A 20924-nucleotide genomic window follows, 5' to 3' on the forward strand; every position below is an offset into this window, starting at 1 on the left:
CCGAACGCCCGCTCAGGTGGAAAAAATTCTCAGCTGTGCCTGATTAACCCTGTCCACCATTCCGGTGCATCTCACTCCGACCCTATTTGTTTGAGCCCTACCGCAGGCCTCTTTTCGGGCAAGCATCACGGCCGACGGCCACGACCTTCTCTGGCGACAAGTTAAATGCGCAAGCGTCATTAATCGACACGTCGCAAGGCTCCAATGAGGGTCAGAGTCAAATTTCCGAGCAATTGCCCACCAAATTAATAGGGTCAGTGTCGAATTATTGGCCAATTGATTTACTGAAGTTGGCAAACAATTCGACACTGACCCTATTTATTGGTTGGATAGGGAGCGCTATTTTTGGGTTGGCTCGTCCTGGCCGGTCATGATCTCGAGGGGGACGCCACCGCGCGTTGTGCGCAGTGGGAGGAGCTTGACGGGTTCCAGCGCGTTGTCGGGGCGGCCGTCGGTGGTTACTGCGAGCGCTACTGTGTTTTCGCCGTTCGGGTTCAGGATGCCTGGAGGGATGACGAAGGTGCGTTGGGGGCCGATGTGGGCGATGAATTGGCCCATGTTCCAGCCGTTGACGAAGATCAGTGCGCGGTTGTCGCGGTCGGAGCGCGGCTTGGCGGTGTCGCCGAAGGCCAGGGCAAGCTGGACGTCGTGGTCGCGCGGCAGGTCGAGCTTGAATTGCGTACGCAGCCAGTAGGTGCCGGCGGCTGGTGGGGCGTCGGTCGGACGCGTCGACTGCCAACCCTGGGATGGGGCCGATGGCAGGTGCCAGCCGGCGCGCTCGCCGTACAGGCCACCGTTGTTCATCGGGCCGCGCACGCGGTCGACCAGCTCCTCGCCACCCTGGCGGCCCTGGATGCGCCACGCGATCGGCGTGCCGAAGCGCTGGCCGCCGCGGCTCGTCAGCGAGGCCGAGATCAGGCCGCGCGCCTCGCGATGGAAGTCGTCCGCCATCAGGTTCCAGTTATGGCCGTTGTTGCGCACCATGACCGCGATCACGTGTTCGCCTGGCGCGAGCTTGCCCAGGTCGAGCTTGACGCTGTCGGTGGTCTCCGGGAACGAGCGGCCGGTGTCCAGCTCGTGCTGGCCGACGAAGCGGCCGTCGATCCACACCTGGATCATGCCGGCGCCGCCGGCCCCATAGAACAGCTCGAGCTGGTTGGCTTTCGGGTCGCTGCTGGTGAAGCGTCCGCGATACCAGACGTCGCCGTGGTGGAAGCCGTAGTCGCTCATCGCCAGGGTCGGCTGGCCGCGTTCCGGCATGGTCCAGGTCTGGGCCGCCGACGCGCGCCGGTCGGCCTGCACCCAGGCGCTGTCGTCGAAACGCGGCGAGGCTTCCAGGCTGTCCATGCGCCGGGTCCAGGCCAGGCGCGCCAAGTCCGGCACGCGCACCGCCTCCGGCCCTTTCAGGCCGGCCGCGCGCACGCTGCCGTCCGGCTGGGGCGTCAGCGCCAGCGGCAGACCATTGAAGCTGGCCGTCTCGAACGCCGGTCCCCAGATCTCGATGGCGCCATCCTGGTCGACGTCACCCGTCATGGCCAGTGCACTGCCGGCAAGCCGCGCCGAACGCACCAGCGCCGGCGTCAGCTGCAAAGCGCGTCCCGCCCCGGTGTCCTGGGTCCAGAAGCGCATGCTGGTCTGTTCATCCGCCAGCAGGAGCAGCATCGGGGCCCGTCCTCCGCCCGAGATCCGGACCCGCGCCAGGCCCTCGTGCACATAGTTCAGCACCAGGTCGCCCTTGGCCGCGTCCCAGCGCGATTGCACCCGCCCCGCCAGCACCTCGACCTTTGGTGCGCTCGGATAGCGCAGCACGGTCTCGCCCTCCAGGCCATCGCGTCCGTGCAGCAGCACGACGTCGCGCTCGCCGTCGCGCAGGTGCGTCTGCAGCTCGGAGCTCGAATACACCAGGCGCTGGCGTTCCATGTCGTAGGACGCCAGCAGCATGCGCGCGTCCTGGCCGCGCAGCAGCGACGCGATCGTGTACTCGCCGTCGCGCGTGGCCAGCCTGACGCTGAACCGCTCTTCTCCCTTGCCATCAAGGGGATTGTGGGCCGCGAACACCACGTGGGTGCCCAGACGCTTGTTGACGTTGTGGTAGACCTTGACCTTGCCGTCCGTCGGCGCCAGCGGCGGCCCCTTGTCCATCTCGGCCAGCACCGCCTCGGCGGCCTGCACGAACATGCCCTGCTGCTTGAGCGCGTAGGCCTTGGGACGCAGGCCGCGGTCTTCCGAGATCGCCGCGCCGTAGTCGTACGAGGTATACACCACCGGGCCGGCCAGCCAGCCCCACGATGTGCCGCCGAAGGTCATATAGACGTTGTGGATCGTGATCCGGTTGATCAGGTTGGTGCCATAGAACACCCGCTGGTAGCCCTTGCCCTGGCGCTCGGCGGTACAGGCATAGGTGCCGTTCGAACCCCAGTAGTCGAACCAGCCGCCACCCAGTTCGGCCGCGAAGCCCGGCGTGGCGGGAGACGACAGCGCGCCCGCGCGCGGCCCCGGCGCGCCGTAGATGCCCCAGTCGGGCGCCTTGTTGGCGCCCGCGGGACTGGCGTGCACGTCGCAGCTGCCGCCCGGGTAGCCGTCAAAGGCGTAGATGTCGGTCGGGCCGGGATTGGCCCATGCCGCGCTAGAGTCCTTCGGCGTCCAGTCGGGCAGACGGCCGGCGGAGTTGTGGAAGAACGGCACCGTGATGCCGTCGCTGCGCGCCTTGCGCGCCAGGTGCTCCATCTGGCGCACGTGCTTGGGCTCCACCTTGCCCAGCTCGTTCTCCAGCTGGTAGGCGATCACGTTGCCGCCGCCGTCGGTTACCTGGTGGCGCGCGACGATCGCATTCACCTGGGTCATCCACTCGTCCACCGCCGCCAGGTACACCGGATCGTCGGTGCGCGCTTCGCCGCGGTTGCGGAACATCCAACCTGGATAGCCGCCGCCGGTCAGTTCCGAATTGATGTAAGGGCCAGTGCGAGCGATGATGTACATGCCCTCCTCTTTCGCGATCTGCAGCGCGCGCTCGACGTTGCGGATGCCGGAGAAATCGTAGACGCCTGGCGCCGGCGAATGGTAGCCCCAGTCGAAATAGAAGGCCACGCCATTAAAGCCCAGCGCCTTCATCTTTTGCATCACGTCGCGCCACAGGGCCGGATTCGGCAGGCGGAACGGATGGATCTCGCCCGACCACACCACCACACGCTTGTCGTCGATCTTGAGCGAGTACTGATCCCAGCTCACCTTGCGCGGCGGTCCCTTGGGAGCGGACACGCCGGCCAGCGCCTTGCCATCGGCAGCCAGCGCGCCGAATCCCGACGCCATTGCGGCAGTGCCGGTCAGGCGCCGTCGTTCGCCCCAGCGGCGGCCCCCATCGAGGCTGTCGGCATGCCATGCGCGCCGGGCGGCGTCGCTGCCATACAGACGCAGGGCCGGGCCATGACGCACCAGGGCCGCCACCGTCACGCCGGCGCCGAGTTTATCCAGGGTGGCGTCGATCTTCCACGGGCCGGCCAGGGCGCCGGCGCGCGCCAGCACCAGCCGGCCGCCCTGCTGGCGCGCCACCGCCACATAGCCTTCGCGGTCTAGCAGCACGGTCGCGTCGAGGTGGCCGGCCAGCCCTTCCAGCCGCCGTGGCGCCGACCAGTTGGTCATTTGCGCATCCGGCACAACCACGTGGATGCCCCCGGCGTTCGTGAACACGAGCTTGAGCGCACCGTCCGGCTCGCGCACCCAGCCAGGCTTGCCAGCCTGGCCGGCGCCGCCCAGCGGGATGTCACGCACGAATTCCCATTGGCGAAGATCCGGGGAACGGGCCAGTCCGATGCCGCCCGCGCCGTTCGTATATGCCAGGTAGTAGCGACCATCGGCGTGCTGCGCCAGCGCCGGATCGCGCAGGGCGCCGGATGGTGGCGTCCAGGTTTCGGAAGCGAGCGAGGTGAAATCGGCGCCATCGTTCGACACCAGGATGCTCAGCGACTTGGCCGCACCGGCCGTCAGCGCGGGCATCAGGACGACCTGGCCGGCGCTGTCGCCGGCCTTGGCGGCGTCGCGTGCCGCCTGCTGGCCCGAACCCTGGGGAATGCCGAGTTCCTGGGCCGATACCAACCCTGCCGACCACAGGGTGGCGCAAGCCGCCATCGAGAGATACCACTTCATACCGCACTCCTTTGCTGCAAATCGTTACCCAAAGCGTCAACATTCCTCATTGATTCCTTACCTCCCTGTCGGCGGCCGGCTCGCCGAAGTCGGGCATGCCGTCGGCGCGCCAGCCGATCGCCTGCGCACGCGTGTGCCGGTTCGGATCGCGCAGCGGCTCGCCCACGATGTCGCGGTAGTTGCGCGCATGGTAGACCAGGATATCGGTCTTGCCGTCCGGGCTGGTGGTAAAGCTGTTGTGGCCCGGTCCATACTGGCCAGTCTTGTCGCTGCTGCGCAGCACCGGTTGCGGCGACTTGGTCCACGACGCCGCGTCGAGCAGGTCGGCGTCCTCCTTCGCCCACAACAGGCCGAGCGCGTAGTTGGCGTCGGTCGCGCTGGCCGAATACGTCATCAGGACGCGGCCGTTCCTGACCAGCACCGCCGGCGCCTCGTTGACCCAATGACCGAGTTTTTCCCAGGCGTGCTCGGGACGTGTCAGCAGCACCGCCGGCTGGCGGATCGCTAGCGGCCCGTCCATCTTCGCCAGGTAGATATTGGTGCCCTTGCTGCCATCCGGCGCAACCTGGGTCCATGAGAGATAGCGCTGGCTGCGGTGCGCGAAGGTGGTGGCGTCCAGGGCAAAGCTCTCCCAGCCGGTCTTGAGCTGGCCGCGCTCGATCCACTCGCCCTCGAACGGATTCTCAGCGCTGTTCTCCAGCACGTAGAGCCGGATCTCCCACACCTTGTCGGCGCGGCCGGCACTGAAGTACAGATACCACTTGCCGTCGATGCGGTGCAGCTCGGGCGCCCAGATATGGGCCCCCATCTCGCCACTGGCGTGCTTTTTCCAGACCACCTTGGCCTCGGCCTTGCCGAGTGCGTCGAGGCTGCGCGCGCGGCGCAGTTCGATGCGGTCGTACTCGGGCACGGTGGCCGTGAAATAGTACCAGCCGTCAGGATGCAGGGTGACGTGGGGATCGGCGCGCTGGCGCACCAGCGGGTTGGCGAAGCCGGCGTCAGGCACTGGTCCAGAAGCGGACGGCGCCTGGCAGCCCGCCAGCGCCAGCAGCATGCACAATACCGGCAGTGCAATGGGTTTCATGGTGTCCTCTCAAGCGAAAAAGCCAGCCACCCTATAAAAGGCGGCTGGCTGCAGACATCGGGAGCGAAATCAGATCTTGACGCCCAGGGTCAGGAAGTAGCGGCGTCCCGACCAGGCCAGCTCATTGATCCGGAACGGGTCCCCCGCATCGCTGCGCTGCACTTCGTCGGTCAGGTTCTTGCCTTCCAGCGCGAGCGACACGCGGTCGTTGAAGCGCCACTGGATCTTCGCGTCCAGGAAACCGGTCTTCTCCTGGAACACCGGGTTGCCCGAGACATCGTTGGCGCCGGTGAAGAAGCGGTCGCGGTAGGTATAAGCCAGGCGCGCATTGACCGGCCCCTGGTCATACCACAGCGACAGGTTGTAGGCGGTCTTCGACATGCCTGGATACGGCAGCACGGTGTCGTCGAGCAGGTTCAGGCGCTCCTTGCCCGGCGCGTACTTGAAGTCCATGCGGGTGTAGTTGGCGTCGACGCCGAAGCCGCTCAGCCAGCCCGGCAGGAAGGTCAGCGCGGTTCGGCCGGCCAGCTCGATACCCTTGGTGGTGGCGCCCTCGCCGTTGACGGCCTGGGTGACGTTGAAGCGCTGGCCATTCTTGAAGATGTCGACGTCGCGGGTGAGCACGCGCTCGATCACATAGCTCGAGATGTCCTTCTCGAACACGGCCAGCGACAGCTGGCTGTCCGGGGTCGGGTAGTACTCGAGGCTGAAGTCGCTGTTGGTCGAGCGGTAGGGCTTCAGGTCCGGATTGCCGGCGGTGCAGGTATCGACGCCTTCCCCGCCGAACTGCGGATTGCCGCTGCCAAGGACGCAGGTGGCGTTCGGCGCCAGCAAGTCCATGCGCGGACGCGCCATCGCCTTGGCCCAACCGACGCGGGCGAGGAACTTGTTGTCGATGAACCAGAAGGCGCCGTTGAAGCTTGGCAGCCAGTCGTGGTAGGTGTTGTCGACCGTGACTACCCCGTTGCTCAGGACGACGTCAGTGTAGGTCGCGGAGCCGGGAGAGGCTTCGGTACGCACCGAGTAGCGCTGCAGTCCCGTGGACTTGTTGTCGGTGCGGGTGTAACGCATGCCGATATTGCCGTCGACCTCGTAGCCGAACAACTGGGTAGCCCAGTCCAGGCGCAGATAGGTGGCGGCGATCTTTTCTTCTACGCCGAACGCCGGGATCTGCGGATAGGTGTTGCCGTCGCTGCCAGGTGAGTTATACAGGTAGTCGTGATTGAAGGCCGAGGTGTCGAAGAACGGCGCCGCATTCGCGAACACTGGCGACATCCAGCCCGACGGCATGCCCTTGATGTCCCCGAGGCCGCCGAAGAACGTGCCGGGCGAGCGGCCGCTGACGGCGCCGATCAGCGCCGCCATCTGCGCCGCATTCATGTAGCTGGTCGAGTAACCCGAGTTGATGAAGGACTGCGCGTCGTTCGGACGCTGCGCGCCGCCGGTATAGAACGGATCGTAGATGGCGGTCTGGTTGACGTTGGCGCCGCGCACATTGATGTCGTCGGCCGTGGAGCTCAGATTGGCGCCATTGTTGGCAAGGTAGCCGCCACCGTTGTACTGCGTCGACTCCGCCTTGCGCGCCTGGGCGCCAAACGACACCCTGGTGAAGAACGGCGTGGTGAGGCGGTAGCGCAGGTCGATCTTGGCTTGGTCTTCCTGGTTCTTGGTCTCGCTCGGGCGGTACTGGAGCTGGGCCTGGACGTAGGAGCCCGGGTCGTCCGGGCTGTAGCCGGCCGGGAAGGTAAAGCGCGGCAGGCCCTGGTCGTCCAGCGTCACCTTCAGTCCCGGCGCATTCTGGGTGAGCGCGATATTGTTGCTGTCGCTGTCGTACATCGAGCGCGAGGTGCCGAACAGGCCCTCGACCTCGAGGCGCTCGCGCTTGAACAGGAAGCCCGAGGTGGTATAGCGCGAATCGATGTCGAGCTGGAAGTCGCGCGCCGAAGTGCCGAAGGCGCCCTGCCCGCCGCGGCCTGCCGCGTACAGACAGTTGCCGACGGTGTAGGACGTGACGTGGTGGTTCGTGATCACCATGTCGTCCGGCGTCGTGGCCGCCGGGACGCAAGTGCCGACGGTGGTCGGCACACCGGTGGCCGGGTTGTAGACCGGCGCCTGGCCGGCATTCGCCAGGCGATTCGCATCCGGGAAGTCGGTGCCGAAGTTGCGGTCGTTCAGGCGCTGGCGCTGGGTATTGGCCTGGTAGCTTACCCAGGCATTGAAATTCTTGCTGAATTCGTACTGCGCGGTGACCTCGCCCGACGAGCGCTTATGGTCGCGGGTCCAGATGCCGTAGCGCGCAATGCCCGGCGAGTAGTCGAACCACTGGCGGCGGCAGGCGTCCGCCTGGGCGGTGGTCAGGCCCGAGGTGGCGCAACTGGCCGCGTCGCCGATCCCGGCCAGGCGCGGATCGGTGCTGACCACGGTCTTCTCGGGCGACCTGTCCCAGTCCTGGATGAAACGCCATGACGTGTTGCGCGCGTAGTCGTTGCGGGTGTGTACCTCGTCGTAGACGAAGTTGGCCATCAGTCCCAGCTTGCCGTTCAGGTATTTGTCGGCCATGTACAGGTTGCCGCGCGGTTGCACGCCGCCGCGCGAGGTCGAATGCTCGGCCGCGATGCTGGTGCCGATGGTCGGCTCCTTGAAGTCGAGCGGCTTGCGCGTCTTGATCGACACCGAACCACCGACGCCGCCTTCGGTCATGTCTGCGGTGATGCCTTTATAGACGTCGATCGATCCGATCAGCTCCGACGCCAGTTCGCGCAGCTCGGCGCCGCGGCCAGCGCCGCCGCCGGTACCCAGCACCGACATGCCATTGATCTCGATGCGGTTCAGGTCAGGCTCGACGCCGCGGATCGAGATCTGCGAGCCTTCGCCGAAATCGCGCGACAGCTGCACGCCCGTCACGCGCGACAGCGCTTCGCCCACGTTCTTGTCGGGGAACTGGCCGATGTCTTCGGCCACGATCGAATCGGATACGGTGCTGGCGCGCAGCTTGCGGTCGATGGCCGAGGCCACCGAGCGGCGCGTGCCGGCGATGTGGACGATTGCGGGCGCGGTCGCGGCATCGCTGATGGTGGCCGGCGGAGCGCTGGCCGAAGGTGCGGTGGAAGGTGCGGTCTGCGCGGCTTCCTGCGCCAGCGCGCCGTGCGCGGCCAGGATGGCGATTACTGCGGCTACCGCCCGCGCGCAGCGGGTCGGGTGAAGCACTTGCGTGCGTGTCGTTGCATGGTTCATCGGTTGTCGTCTCCAAGGGCTCTGTTTTAGATGTACTGCCTGGCCTTGAAAACATTCTATGTGCGTACAGTTGCCTGATTCCATAGGGCATTGAAAGAATCATGCACCTGATCGAAAGGGACCCATCCAAGCGGTAATCGCTCAAGCGATTGAGCGATTACCGGGATGTTCGTGGTGCGCAAGCCCCACTGCCCGCATCAAGGCAGCTCGTAGAACTCGGCCTCGACGATCGACAGCTGCGAGCGCGCGACCTGCTGCGCGCCGGTATCGGCATTGGCCTGGTTGGCCACTTCCAGCATGCGAATCGCTCCCGCATCATCGGCGTGCCCGTCGAGCGCGATCTTCACTTCGCTGCCGAGGCGCGGGGCCAGCGGCAAGGTGACGTAGCCAAGGCTCTTCGGCGTCGTGCCCCGGTACACCTCGACGCCATCGACAAACACGCGCAGCGGATAGCTGCGCTCGCGCCAGCCGGTGAGCTTCAGGACCAGCTCGCGCAGCAGCGCCGGCCGCGCCAGGCGATACGTGATCTCGGCCGGCGCACCGGGTTCGTTGGCCCAGCTTGTGGTCTCGTCATCGTCGACCGACAGCGCGGCGCGCTCGCCGTTGCTGGCCGCCGTGCTGCCTGCCACCGGCACCGCGATGCGCGATGGCGCGAACGATGGCGTCGACGGCGTCGGGCCGCGTGCGAGACGCAGCGGTGGCGGCTCCGGCAGCGCCGCCAGGCCGTCCCTGACCGCAACCGGCGTCGACGCCAGCGCGACTTCGGCCGGCGCCAGGCCGTCGGCGCGGGCCCGCAGCACGATCTTGCCAGCCTGGGTCGCGCTGCGCACCAGGACGCGGTTCACACCTCCTTCCAGCGGCAGCGTGCCCGCCAGCACGTGATTATCGGGCCCCTGCGCGATCCCGCCGCGCCACTCCGCCGGCCCTGCCAGTTCGAAGCGCACGGTGTCGAGCGCCACCGGATTGCGCCGACCGGCGGCATCGACCGCCTCCACCTGCACCAGGGCCAGGTCGGCGCCGTCGGCACGCAAGCCGTGTGGGGACGGGATTGCCGACAGGCGCAAGGCGACCGGCGGCCCGGCGGTCATGAGCACCGCCTCGCACACCTGGCGCCCGCGCGCGTCGATACCCACCGCTTTCAGTTCGCCCGCCTCGAACTCTACCCGATCGACAGTAAAGGTGAAGCGGTCGCTCTGGCGCGCGAGGCCCAGGTCGCGGCCATTGAGCGTCAGCCTGACCTGCTCGGCACTCGAGATCACGTGTACCGGCTTGACCGTCCCCGGCGCGTAGTTCCAGTGCCCGACGATATGGGCGCGCGGGCGCTCGACGTCGACCCAACCGTCCCACATCACCTGGTGCGCGAAGAACGCGTCCTTTGGAATGCGCATCGCGTCCACCTCGCCGCTGCGGCGGTAGTTCTCGGCGCCGCGGTGGTGGGTATTACTGTCGGAGAAAATGATGTTGACGCCGCCGCTCGAGACGCGCCTGCCGGTGCCGGGACGCTCGCGCCAGTAATCGTGCCAGCGGCGCACCGCCTCGAGCGCGAAGCTGTCGCCATTGCGGTTATAGGTGGCCGCGCTCTGTCCCTTGTGGAGTGGGCCATCGCCGTCCTTGTGGAACGGCGGCGAGAAATCGTCCCAGAACTTGCGCGCGCCCTCGTCGCGCATGTATTCCATGGCCCACATCGGATTGCGCGCGCTCTTGTTAATGTACAGCATCTCGCCGCCGTACTCGGCGACATCCTGCAACGCGCCGCCCAGCATCTCGCGGCTGCCGGCGGCGCGCCCGCCATGCGGATCGTACTGGTCGCGCAGCGCCCGCATTTCGGCCATGTGGGCCGCGCTCACGCCCTTGTTGCCGGACTCGTAGAACAGGATGCTGGGGTTGTTGCGGAAGTAAACGATCGCATCGCGCATCGCCTCCACGCGCTGGCCCCAGCGCCGGTCGCCAACGTCGCGCTCCGAGTCGCCGGCCGGCATGGCCTGGATCAGGCCGACGCGGTCGAGCGACTCGACGTCCTGGCGCCAGGGCGCCACGTGCATCCAGCGTATCAGGTTGGCATTGCTCTCGACCGCCAGGCCGTTGCTGTAGTCGCTCAGCCAGGGCGGCACCGACTGGCCCACCGCCGGCCACTCGTTCGAGGTCCGTTGGGCATAGCCCTTCATCTGCAGCACGCGGTCGTTGAGCTTGACCATGCCGTCGCCGAACCCGGTCTTGCGAAAGCCGGTGCGCGTGACGACGCTGTCGAGCGCCTTGCCGTCGACCTTGAGGGTGGTGACCACGTCATACAGGTAGCCGTAGCCCCAGCTCCAGAAATGCAGCCCATCGACCTTCGCGCCGGCACGCGCGGTAACGGTAGCGCCGGCGGCAACGGTCTGTGGCGCGGCTGCGAAACGGGCGACCGCCTTGCCGTCCTTGTCGCGCACTTCCACTTCATACGTGAAGCTGCGCGCGTGCAGTGAATCGTTGCGTACCTCGGATTCTGCCGTCACCGTCGCGCTGCGGCCCGGGATATCGAAGTCGCGCGCGTAAACATAGACGCCGGTGGTGCCCAGGTTAGACAACAGGGGCAGCGTCTGGTATAGCGATTCCGTGACGTGCAGGCGCACGTTCTTGGGCAATCCGCCATAGTTGGCGTTGAAATTGCGGTCGGCCCACTGATAGCGCTGGCCGGTGGCCTGCTCGCGGTAGTCCCAGCGATTGTCGGTACGCACCGCCACCACGTTTTCGCCCGCGACCAGCCCGGCGCCGATGTCGAAGCCAAAGGCCGTCACCCCGTTCTCGTGCAGGCCGACGCGGCGGCCGTTGACGAACACCTCGGCGGCCTGGCGCGCGCCTTCGAACTCGATGAAGACCTTCTGCCCGGGCACGCGGTCCTTAACGGTGAAGCGCTTGCGGTACCAGGCGATCCCGGTCGAATGGTCGACGATGTCCCTGGCATAGGCCTCGTCTTCGTTCCAGGCGCGCGGCAAGGTCACCGGCTTCCAGGCGCCGTCGTCGAAACCCGGCCGGTGGGCGCCGTCGGGGTCGCCGACCATCAGCTTCCAGCCGGGGTTGAAATCGTATTGGGCCCGGGCGGCCCAGGCAGGCGTGGCTGCCGATACAGCGGCCAACAGGGCGGCCATGGCCAGTGCGGTGCGATCCATGTATGTCTCCATCCGGCTAATGTATTAGTGCGCCAGCGCCGGTATTGTTCAGCATCCGGCGCCTCGTGTGGCGCCTGGCCGCCAATCACTCAACATCGTGACCGATCGCATCATCCGGATTGACGGGCGCGCCGAATCATCCGGTAATGACGCTCTTGACGTGTTTCATTGACCAGCATCGACATCATGAGCAAACCATTCAAACGCATCCTCCTCACCGGCGCGGGCGGCAATCTGGGCCGCCGCCTGCGCGAGCGCCTGCACGACTTCGCCGACATCGTGCGCCTGGCCGACGTGGCCGATATCGGTCCCGCCGGGCCGAACGAGGAAGTGGTGCAGTGCGACCTGGCCGACCGCGCGCAGGTGATGCGCATGTGCGAGGGCGTCGACGCGGTGCTGCACTTCGGCGGGGTTTCGACCGAAGTCGAGTTCGCGCCCATCATGCAGGCCAATATCCTGGGCATGGTCAACCTCTATGAAGCGGTGCACAAGCTGGGCATCCGGCGCGTCGTCTTCGCCAGCAGCAACCACACGATGGGCATGTACGAGACGAGCCAGCGGGTCGACGCCGGCATGCTGCCCCGCGCCGACGGTTACTATGGCCTGTCGAAAGTCTGGGGCGAGAACCTGTCGCGTTATTACTGGGACCGATTCGGAGTCGAGACCGTCTGCATCCGCATCGGCTACTGCTTCCCCGAGCCGGTCACCCATCGCCAGATGGTCACCTGGCTCGGCCTGGACGACCTGGTCGAACTGCTGCGGCGCGCACTGGTCACGCCGCGCGTCGGCCACACCATCGCCTTCGGCGTCTCCGACAACCCGGGGCGCTGGTGGGATGACCGCGAGGCGCGCCACCTGGCGTTCCAGGCCAGGGACAGCTCAGCGCGGTTCACAGTGGACGGCGGCCAAACGTTCGCCTATCCGCCGGAGGACGACCTGAGCACCTTCCTGCAGGGCGGCGCGTTCGTGACCACCGGCCCGAAGTATCCGCAATAAGGCCTCGATGAAGATTCTCGGCCTGCTCGCCCTCGGCGCACTGCTGGCCAGCGGCGCCGCCCATGCCCGGCCATTCGCGCTGGACCGCGATGGCGCCCTGCCAGTGCTCGTCACCGACGGCAGTGCTACCGCCCGCCTGGCCGCCGATCTGTTGGGCCGCGACCTGGAGGCGCTGACCGGCATTGCCGGCCGGCGCGTCGAACGACTTGGCGACTGCCCGCAGCGCTGCATCGTGATCGGCAGCGCCGACACCGCGCTGGTGCGCGAGGTCGCCGGCGCCATCGGCGCCGACCTGGCGCCGCTCGCCGGGCAGCGCGAGCGCTACGTCCGCTCCATGGGGCGCACCGGCGGACGCGAGGTGCTGCTGATCGCCGGCGCCGACCGGCGCGGCGCCGTGTACGGCGTGGTCGACGCCTCGCGCGAACTGGGCATCTCGCCGTGGGAATGGTGGGCCGACGTCAGACCGGCGCGCAAGACAGGGCTCACGCTCGACGGTACGCAGCGCCTGTCCCCCGCGCCCTCGGTGACCTGGCGCGGCATCTTCATCAACGACGAGGACTGGGGCCTGCAGCCCTGGGCCGCCAAGACGCACGATCCCGTGAAGGACATCGGCCCGCGCACCTATGCCCGCGTGTTCGAGCTGATGTGGCGCCTGAAAGCCAACCTGCTCTGGCCCGCCATGCACGACAGCACCAAGGCGTTCTACACGATCCCCGGCAATGCCCAGGCAGCCGACGACCACGCGATCGTGATCGGCACCTCGCACGCCGAGCCGATGATGCGCAATAACGTCGGCGAATGGCAGGCCGGCTTCGGCGAATTCAACTGGTTCACCAACCGCGACGCGCTGCTGGGCTACTGGCGGCAGCGCGTGGACGAGGTCAAGGGCTACGAGAACGTCTACACCCTGGGCCTGCGCGGTGTGCACGACTCGGCCATGGAAGGCGCCAGCGGGCCGGACCAGGCCCGCGCCACGGTGGAAGAAGTCATCACGGCGCAGCGTGCGATACTGGCGCGCAGCATCGGCCAGAGCCCCGAACGCATCCCGCAAGCCTTCACGATGTACAAGGAAGTGCTGGACTACTACAACCGCGGCCTGCGGGTGCCGGACGACGTCACCCTGGTCTGGCCCGAGGATAACTACGGCTACCTGAACCAGCTCGGCACGGCGCGCGAGCGCGCGCGCAGCGGTGGCAACGGCATTTATTACCACGTGTCGTACTGGGGCCGCCCGCATGACTACCTGTGGCTCGGCACCACCCACCCGGCGCTGATCCGCGACCAGCTCCAGCGCGCCTGGGCCACCGGCGCGCATCGCCTGTGGATGCTGAACGTGGGCGACATCAAGCCCAACGAATACCTGGCCGAGTACTTCCTCGACGCCGCGTTCGACGCCAGGGTGCTGGGCCAGGATCCGGCGCGCCACCTGGCCGCATGGGCCGGACGGCAGTTCGGCGCCGCCCACGGAGAAGAAATCGCGGCGATCAAGCTGGAGTACTATCGCCTGGCCTGGGAACGGCGTCCGGAATTCATGGGATGGAGCCAGACCGAGCCCACGCGCCCGGTGCGCGCCACCGAATACATCCGCACCGGCGGCGAGGAGGCCGAGCGGCGCCTCGCGGCCTACAACGCGCTGGTGCGGCGCAGCGAAGCACTCCAGGCCCGGCTGCCCGCGCCGCTACGCGATGCTTACTTCCAGCTGGTGCTGTATCCGGTACGCTCCAGCGCCAGCCTGAACGAGCGCATCCTGAAGCTCGACCTGGCCGCAGAATACGCGCGCCAGCAGCGGCCCGCGTCGAACCTGTACGTGCGCCAGGCGCGGCAGGCGCATGCCGCCATCGCGGCCGATGCTGCCGCCTACAACGCCCTGGCAAACGGCAAGTGGGCCCATTTCATGGACGTCGCGCCGCGCCGGCTGCCGGTGTTCGCCGAGCCGGTCTACCCGGCCTATGACACATCCACGCGGCGCGGCTGCGGCCTGGTCTACCCGGCGCCGCACTCGGTCGAGGCCAGCCAGCTGGTGGTGCCGGCCGGGCGCGCGGTCAGCCGCACGCTAACGGTGGTCAGCCATGGAGGTCAGGACGCCGCCTGGTCGGTCGCTCCCGAGGCGCGCGGTGTGCGCCTGGACCTTGCGTCGGGCCGGCTCGACGCGTCCAATGGCCACGAGCAGCGCCTGGTCCTGCATGTCGATGGAAGCGCGGCTCCCGCACTCACCCTGCGTTGCGGCGCGCAGGCGCTAAAGGTAAACCTGCAGGCGCACGCCGCCGACGCTGCCCTGCCGGGCGAGCGCGAACGCATCGTCGTGCTGCCGGCGGCCAGCGCCACTGAATCGCCCGACTGGGAAGCCCTGCCCGGCCTGGGTACCTCCGGCAAGGCCATGCGCGCACGCCTGGACCTGCCGTCGCGCGGCCCGGAGGCGCTCGCAGGCTCGGCGCCCCTCGAATACCGCTTCCAGACCCGCAGCGAGGGCGGCGCCACGCTGCGCCTGGTCGCCGTTCCAGTGCATGCACTGACGGCCGAAAACCACCTGCGCATCGCCGTGCAGCTGGACGATGGGCCGCTCGAGACGTTCGACTACACGACGGTCGGCCGCAGCGACGAATGGAAGCGCAATGTGCTGGGCAATATGGCGGTGCGCAGCAGCGCGCGGGCGCGGCTCGATCCGGGCCTGCACACCTTGCGCATCTACGCGCTCGATCCGGGCGTGGTGCTGGACCGTATCGACGTCGTGATGAATGGGGCGCCGGATTACTACGGCATGCCGCCAGCCGACTGACGCGGCGCGGGTCGTGAACATCGGACCCATTACAAATGGTAATCGCAATGCATGAATCGAAAGAAATCGACAAAAAATCCTTTCGAAACCCTTCGAAAAGACCATTTCCTGTATTAATCATCAGTTCGAGCAGAGCGGCTACCCGAAAACGAAAGTTCTGCGGTACTATCGCTGAGCTGGCGCAATGACGCAACACAGCAACGGCGACGGCCTGGCAAACGAGGCCGCGCCCGACTGACAACCAAGACCGGGACATAAGACCCCGGCGGCATAGAGACATCGACCCATGACCCCATTCACCACGCTCGACACCTTCGTCTTTTTGGTTTACTTCGTGGCCATCTCGGCCTATGGCATCTGGATCTACTGGCGCAAGAAGCGCAGCAGCGGCAAGGCCACCCACGACTTCTTCCTGGCCGAAGGGTCCCTCACCTGGTGGGCGATCGGCGCCTCGCTGATCGCCTCGAACATCTCGGCCGAGCAGTTCATCGGCATGAGCGGCTCCGGCTACCGCATCGGCATGGCGATCGCCGTGTATGAACTGATGGCGGCCGTGACCCTGGTGATCGTGGCGGTGTTCTTCATGCCGGTCTACCTCAAGAACCGCATCTACACGATGCCGCAATTCCTCGAGCAGCGCTACGGCAAGGCGGTGGCCACCACCATGGCGGTGTTCTGGCTCGGCCTCTACGTGGTGGTGAACCTCACCGCCATCCTCTACCTCGGCGCGCTGGCGATCAGCAGCATCGCCGGCCTGGACGTGATGGCCTGCATGCTGTTCCTGGCGGTGTTCGCCACCGTGATCACGCTGGGCGGCATGAAGGTGATCGGCTACACCGACGTGGTGCAGGTGCTGTGCCTCGTGATTGGCGGCCTGGTCACCACCTGGATCGCGCTCGACCTGGTAGCGGCGCTGGCCGGCGGCCAGGGCGCGCTGCGCGGCATGAGCGAACTGTATCTGCGCGCCGGCGAGCACTTCGACATGGTGCTGTCGCGCGACAATCCGGCCTATATGGACTTGCCGGGCATGTCGACCATCATCGGCGGCATGCTGATCGTGAACCTGAACTACTGGGGCTGCAACCAGTACATCATCCAGCGCGCGCTCGGCGCCGACCTGCACACCGCGCGCAAGGGCCTGCTGTTCGCGGCCTTCCTCAAGCTCCTGATGCCGATCATCGTCGTCTTGCCTGGCATCGCCGCCTATGCGCTCGACCGCTCGGGCACCCTGGGCGACGCCATGCGTCCGAACGGCGAACTCAATCCGGACCGCGCCTATCCGACCCTGCTCGCCCTGCTCCCGGCCGGCATCAAGGGCCTGGCCTTCGCGGCGCTGACGGCGGCGGTGGTGGCCTCGCTGGCCGGCAAGGCCAACAGCATCGCCACCATCTTCACGCTCGATATCTACAACAAGCACTTCAACCGCGAGGCCAGCGAACAGAAGATGGTCTGGATCGGCCGGGTGTCGGTGGTGGTCTCGATGGTTATCGCCGTGCTGCTGGCGCCGTTGATGGGCATCGACAAGAAAGGCGGCTTCCAGTACATCCAGGAATACACCGGCTTCGTCTCGCCCGGCATCCTGGCCATGTTCCTGCTCGGCTTCTACTGGCGCAAGACCACGGCGGCGGCGGCGATGTTCGCCACCATCGGCGGCCTGGTGTTCTCGGTGTTCCTCAAGTTCCTGCCGCTGGCGATGGACCTGTCGTTCCTGGCGCCGATCGGCTTCGCGGTCGACAACGGCGCCGGGGTGTACGAAATCCCGTTCCTCGACCGCATGCTGATCGTGTTCATCATGGTCGTCATCGGCATGGTCGTGATGAGCAAGATGGCCGCGCAGGACGGCACGCTCAAGCGCATGCACATCGACCGTTCGCTGTTCCGGGTCGATGGCGGCTTCGCGCTGGGCTCGGCCGTGATCTGCGTGCTGCTGGTCGCCATCTATGGCATCGGGTGGTAAGCTCGAAACCAACCGACCATGACGATGACGAGGAACGCGATGTTCAACCCTACCGACCACCCGCACCGCCGTTACGACCCGCTCGGCGGCGACTGGGTACTTGTATCTCCCCACCGCGCCAAGCGCCCCTGGCAGGGGCAGCAGGAAGCCCCCGACCGCGCGCCGAGGCCGGCGCACGACCCGGGCTGCTACCTGTGCGCCGGCAATGTGCGCGTCAACGGCGAGCGCAACCCCGACTACCAGGGCACATATGTGTTCGCGAACGATTTCGCGGCCTTGACACCCGACACTCCGGACGCCCCGCCGGGCGCCGACCCGCTGTTCCAGAGCATGAGTGCGCGCGGCACCAGCCGCGTGATCTGCTTCTCGCCCGACCATGCGAAATCGCTGCCGCAGCTGCCCCTGCCGGCGCTGCGCGGAGTGGTCGACACCTGGTGCGAGCAAGCCGCCGAGCTGGGCGCCAGCTACCGCTGGGTCCAGGTGTTCGAGAACAAGGGGGCGGCGATGGGCTGCTCCAATCCGCACCCGCACGGCCAGATCTGGGCCACCAGCTTCCTGCCCGACCTGCCCGCACGCGAAGACCGCCTGCAGCGCGCCTATCAGGCCGAGCATGGCCGGCCGCTGCTGCTCGACGTCGCCGAGCGCGAGGCCCTGGCCCAGGAACGTGTGGTCGTGGAGACCACGCACTGGCTGGCCGTGGTGCCGTACTGGGCGGCCTGGCCGTTCGAGACGCTGCTGCTGCCCCGGTTCCCGGTCCAGCGGCTGGAAGACCTGGATGACGAGCAGCGCACCGACCTGGCGCTCGCCCTCAAGCGCCTGACCACCCGCTATGACAATCTGTTCCAGACCTCGTTCCCGTATTCGATGGGCTGGCATGGCGCGCCGTATGGCGAGGGTGACAATACCCAGGCCTGGCAGCTGCATGCCCACTTCCATCCGCCGCTGCTGCGTTCGGCCTCGGTGCGCAAGTTCATGGTCGGCTTCGAGATGCTGGCCGAGGCCCAGCGCGACCTGACGCCGGAACAGGCGGCCGCCATGCTGCGCGCCGTCTCCGACGAGGTGCACTACCTCGACGCCGCCGACACCTCTGCTGCCAACCCTTGAGCGTACGATGAACGATTATTTGACGGCCAGAGCGGCCGACGTCTTCCTGGCCGCTTTCGGCCAGCCGGCCACGATCCGGGTCCAGGCCCCGGGCCGGGTCAACCTGATCGGCGAACATACCGACTATAACGGCGGCCTGGTGCTGCCCTGCGCCATCGGCTACCGTACGGTGATCGTGGCGCGTCCGCGCCCTGACCGCGTGCTGCGCGTGGTGGCCGCGGACTACGACGACGCCATCGACGAGTATTCGCTCGACGTGCCGATCGCGCGCCTGGCCGCGCCGATGTGGGCCAACTACGTACGTGGCGTGGTGCACGAGCTGCTGCAGCGCGAGCCAGGGGGCCAGGCCATGCACGGCATGGACATGGTCATCGCCGGCGACGTGCCGCAGGGCGCCGGCCTGTCGTCCTCGGCTTCGCTGTCGGTGGCGGTGTGCACCCTGTTCTCCGCCCTCCCCGACTATCCGGGCCTGGGACCGATCGAGGCGGCCCTGGTGGCGCAGCGCGCCGAGAACGACTTCGTCGGCTGCAAGTGCGGCAATATGGACCAGATCAGTTCCGCCTGCGGCGTCCAGGACCATGCGCTGCTGATCGACTGCCGTTCGCTCGAGGTGCGCCCGGTGCCGATCCCGGCCGGGGCGGCGATCATGATCGTCGAATCGCACATCACCCGCGGCCTGGTCGACAGCGCCTACAACACGCGCCGCGCGCAGTGCGAGGAAGCGGCGCGCCACTTCGGCGTGCCGGCCCTGCGCGACGTCGACCTGGCCACGCTTGCCGAGAAAGGCGCAGGACTCGATCCAGTCGTGCTGCGCCGCGCACGCCACGTCGTCAGCGAGAATGAGCGCGTCGTCGCGGCGGCGGAGGCGCTGGCCGCCGGCGACTTGCAGCGCATGGGGGAGCTGATGGCGGCGTCGCACGCATCGATGCGCGACGACTTCGAGATCACGGTGCCAGCCATCGACTGCCTGGTCGACATCGTCAAGACAGCGATCGGCGCGGCCGGCGGCGTGCGCATGACGGGCGGCGGCTTTGGCGGCTGTGTGGTGGCGCTGGTGCCGGAAGATCTGGTGGAGTCGGCGCGCCAGGCGCTGGCCCGCGACTATCGGGCGCCGAACGGCGCGCAGGCCACCGTGCACGTCTGCCGCGCGGCGGCCGGCGCCGGCAGCCTGTAACTACAACGAGGCCTTCTGGCCGTTGACGATCACATTGTCCAGCCGTACATCGCTGGCGCCGGCGATATCGAGCCTGGGGTCGCGCAGCGCGAGTTCGATGTCCTTGAACACGATGTCGCTGATCTCGGTCTGCCCGGGGTTCGGCCGGATGCGTCCGAAGCCGCAATAGCGGCCCTTGATGCCCTCCAGCCGGATATTGCGCACGATGGACTTCGGCGGCGGCGCGCCCTTGAGGTCCATGTACTGGGTCCACGGCTGCACCGACACGATGGCGCCGCGCTCCGACTGCAGGACCAGGTTGCGCAGGTGGACGTTCTCGTAGTGTTGTGGCGTGTCCGGGCGCAGCTTGAGCACCGCCACGTTGAGCACGTGCCCGGTCACCCGGCAATCCTCGACCAGGATGTCGCGCACCAGGGTTGCTTCGCTGCCCAGGGTGATGACGCTGTGGCCGCGCCTGAATTCGCAGTGACGCACCCGCACATCGGTTACGGGCGGGCTGTCCTTGTCCTGCAGCGCGTACGGCCCCTTGGAACCCTTGGCGGCGATGCAGTCGTCGGTCACCGAAAAATAGCAGCCGTCGATCGTCACCCGCTGGCAGCTATCCAGGTCGATGCCGTCGGTGCTGGGCGCCTGCTTGTAATCGTCCGGCACCACGAAGCGCGCATGCTTGACCGTCACGTCCTGGCAGCGGTACAGGTGCAGGTTCCAGAACTGCGAATCCTTGAAGGTCACGCCCTCGACCGTCACGCCGCGCGAGCGCTCGATCAGGGCCAGGCGCGCGCGCGGGACGCTGATGTTCGGGAAGTTGCCCGGGTCCTTGTAGGCATTGCGCAGCTTCCAGAAGCGGTCCCAGATCGGGCGCCCGGCGCCGTCGAGCGTACCCTCGCCGCTGAGATGAAAACGGTCGCAGCCGTCGGCATTGACCAGCGCCGGGTTGAAGTTCTCGGCGAAGTGGCCCTCGATCCGGGTGCGCCGGACGGGAAAATGCTTGAGGTCCGTCGAACACTTGAGCACCGCGCCCTTGGCCAGGTGCAGGTGCACGCCGGGCTTGAAGAACAGCGCCCCGCTGACGAAGACGCCGCGCGGCACGACCACCGTCCCGCCGCCGCGCGCGGCCAGCGCATCGATCGCCTCCTGGATGGCGCCGGTATTGACGGTATTGTCGTCGGCCACGGCGCCATGAAAGGTGATGTCGGACCGCCCGGCGCCCGCCGCCAGGGTCGGCGCGGCGCCGGCGCAGGATGGCGCAGCCATGAGCGAGAGCGTCAGGCGCCGGCGATGGGAGTGGGTGTGCGTCATGGTCTTGTCTC

At 67.2% G+C, this 20924-nt stretch carries 10 protein-coding genes; 5 read left to right on the forward strand and 5 right to left on the reverse strand.

Translation table 11 applies throughout. The features are described 5' to 3' along the window. Positions 1-339 precede the first annotated feature (339 nt). From AC3A6F_RS17270 to AC3A6F_RS17285, 4 genes are all read right to left on the reverse strand, one after another. A complete protein-coding gene (locus tag AC3A6F_RS17270) occupies positions 340-4143 on the reverse strand; it encodes a beta-galactosidase (RefSeq protein WP_487682843.1) in 3804 nt (1267 codons plus the stop codon). 46 nt (positions 4144-4189) lie between these two features. Beyond that, a complete protein-coding gene (locus tag AC3A6F_RS17275; RefSeq protein ID WP_487682845.1) occupies positions 4190-5227 on the reverse strand; it encodes a glycoside hydrolase family 43 protein in 1038 nt (345 codons plus the stop codon). 69 nt (positions 5228-5296) lie between these two features. Further along, positions 5297-8461 carry a TonB-dependent receptor gene (locus AC3A6F_RS17280; protein ID WP_487682847.1) on the reverse strand — a complete coding sequence of 1055 codons (3165 nt, stop codon included), beginning with the start codon at positions 8459-8461 and terminating at the stop codon, positions 5297-5299. A gap of 197 nt (positions 8462-8658) precedes the next feature. Next, on the reverse strand, positions 8659-11607 hold the full coding sequence (locus tag AC3A6F_RS17285) for a glycoside hydrolase family 2 protein (protein WP_487682848.1): 2949 nt from the start codon (positions 11605-11607) through the stop codon (positions 8659-8661). Positions 11608-11793: 186 nt separating this feature from the next. Between AC3A6F_RS17285 and AC3A6F_RS17290 the strand changes: the two genes are divergently transcribed. The 5 genes from AC3A6F_RS17290 to galK all read left to right on the forward strand — a co-directional run bounded on the left by AC3A6F_RS17290 (position 11794) and on the right by galK (position 19614). Next, entirely contained in the window at positions 11794-12603 is an 810-nt protein-coding gene (locus AC3A6F_RS17290) for an NAD-dependent epimerase/dehydratase family protein (RefSeq protein WP_487682850.1), read from the forward strand. Between the two features lie 7 nt (positions 12604-12610). Beyond that, positions 12611-15379 (forward strand): glycosyl hydrolase 115 family protein, encoded by a 2769-nt coding sequence (locus tag AC3A6F_RS17295; protein WP_487682852.1) that lies wholly within the window; start codon positions 12611-12613, stop codon positions 15377-15379. Between the two features lie 286 nt (positions 15380-15665). Further along, positions 15666-17336: a sodium:solute symporter family transporter gene (locus AC3A6F_RS17300; RefSeq protein ID WP_487682854.1), complete on the forward strand. Its 1671-nt coding sequence runs from the start codon at positions 15666-15668 to the stop codon at positions 17334-17336. 39 nt (positions 17337-17375) lie between these two features. Further along, the gene (locus AC3A6F_RS17305; protein ID WP_487682856.1) at positions 17376-18440 is read left to right on the forward strand and encodes a UDP-glucose--hexose-1-phosphate uridylyltransferase; all 1065 of its coding nucleotides are present in this window, start codon (positions 17376-17378) and stop codon (positions 18438-18440) included. Positions 18441-18447: 7 nt separating this feature from the next. Beyond that, the gene (gene galK / locus AC3A6F_RS17310; protein WP_487682858.1) at positions 18448-19614 is read left to right on the forward strand and encodes a galactokinase; all 1167 of its coding nucleotides are present in this window, start codon (positions 18448-18450) and stop codon (positions 19612-19614) included. Here galK and AC3A6F_RS17315 read toward each other — a convergent pair whose 3' ends face one another. Beyond that, positions 19615-20913, reverse strand: a complete 1299-nt coding sequence (locus AC3A6F_RS17315; protein WP_487682860.1) for a glycoside hydrolase family 28 protein — start codon at positions 20911-20913, stop codon at positions 19615-19617. Positions 20914-20924: the final 11 nt, after the last annotated feature.

It is taken from the genome of Massilia sp. Soil_C_3, from assembly GCF_057657035.1.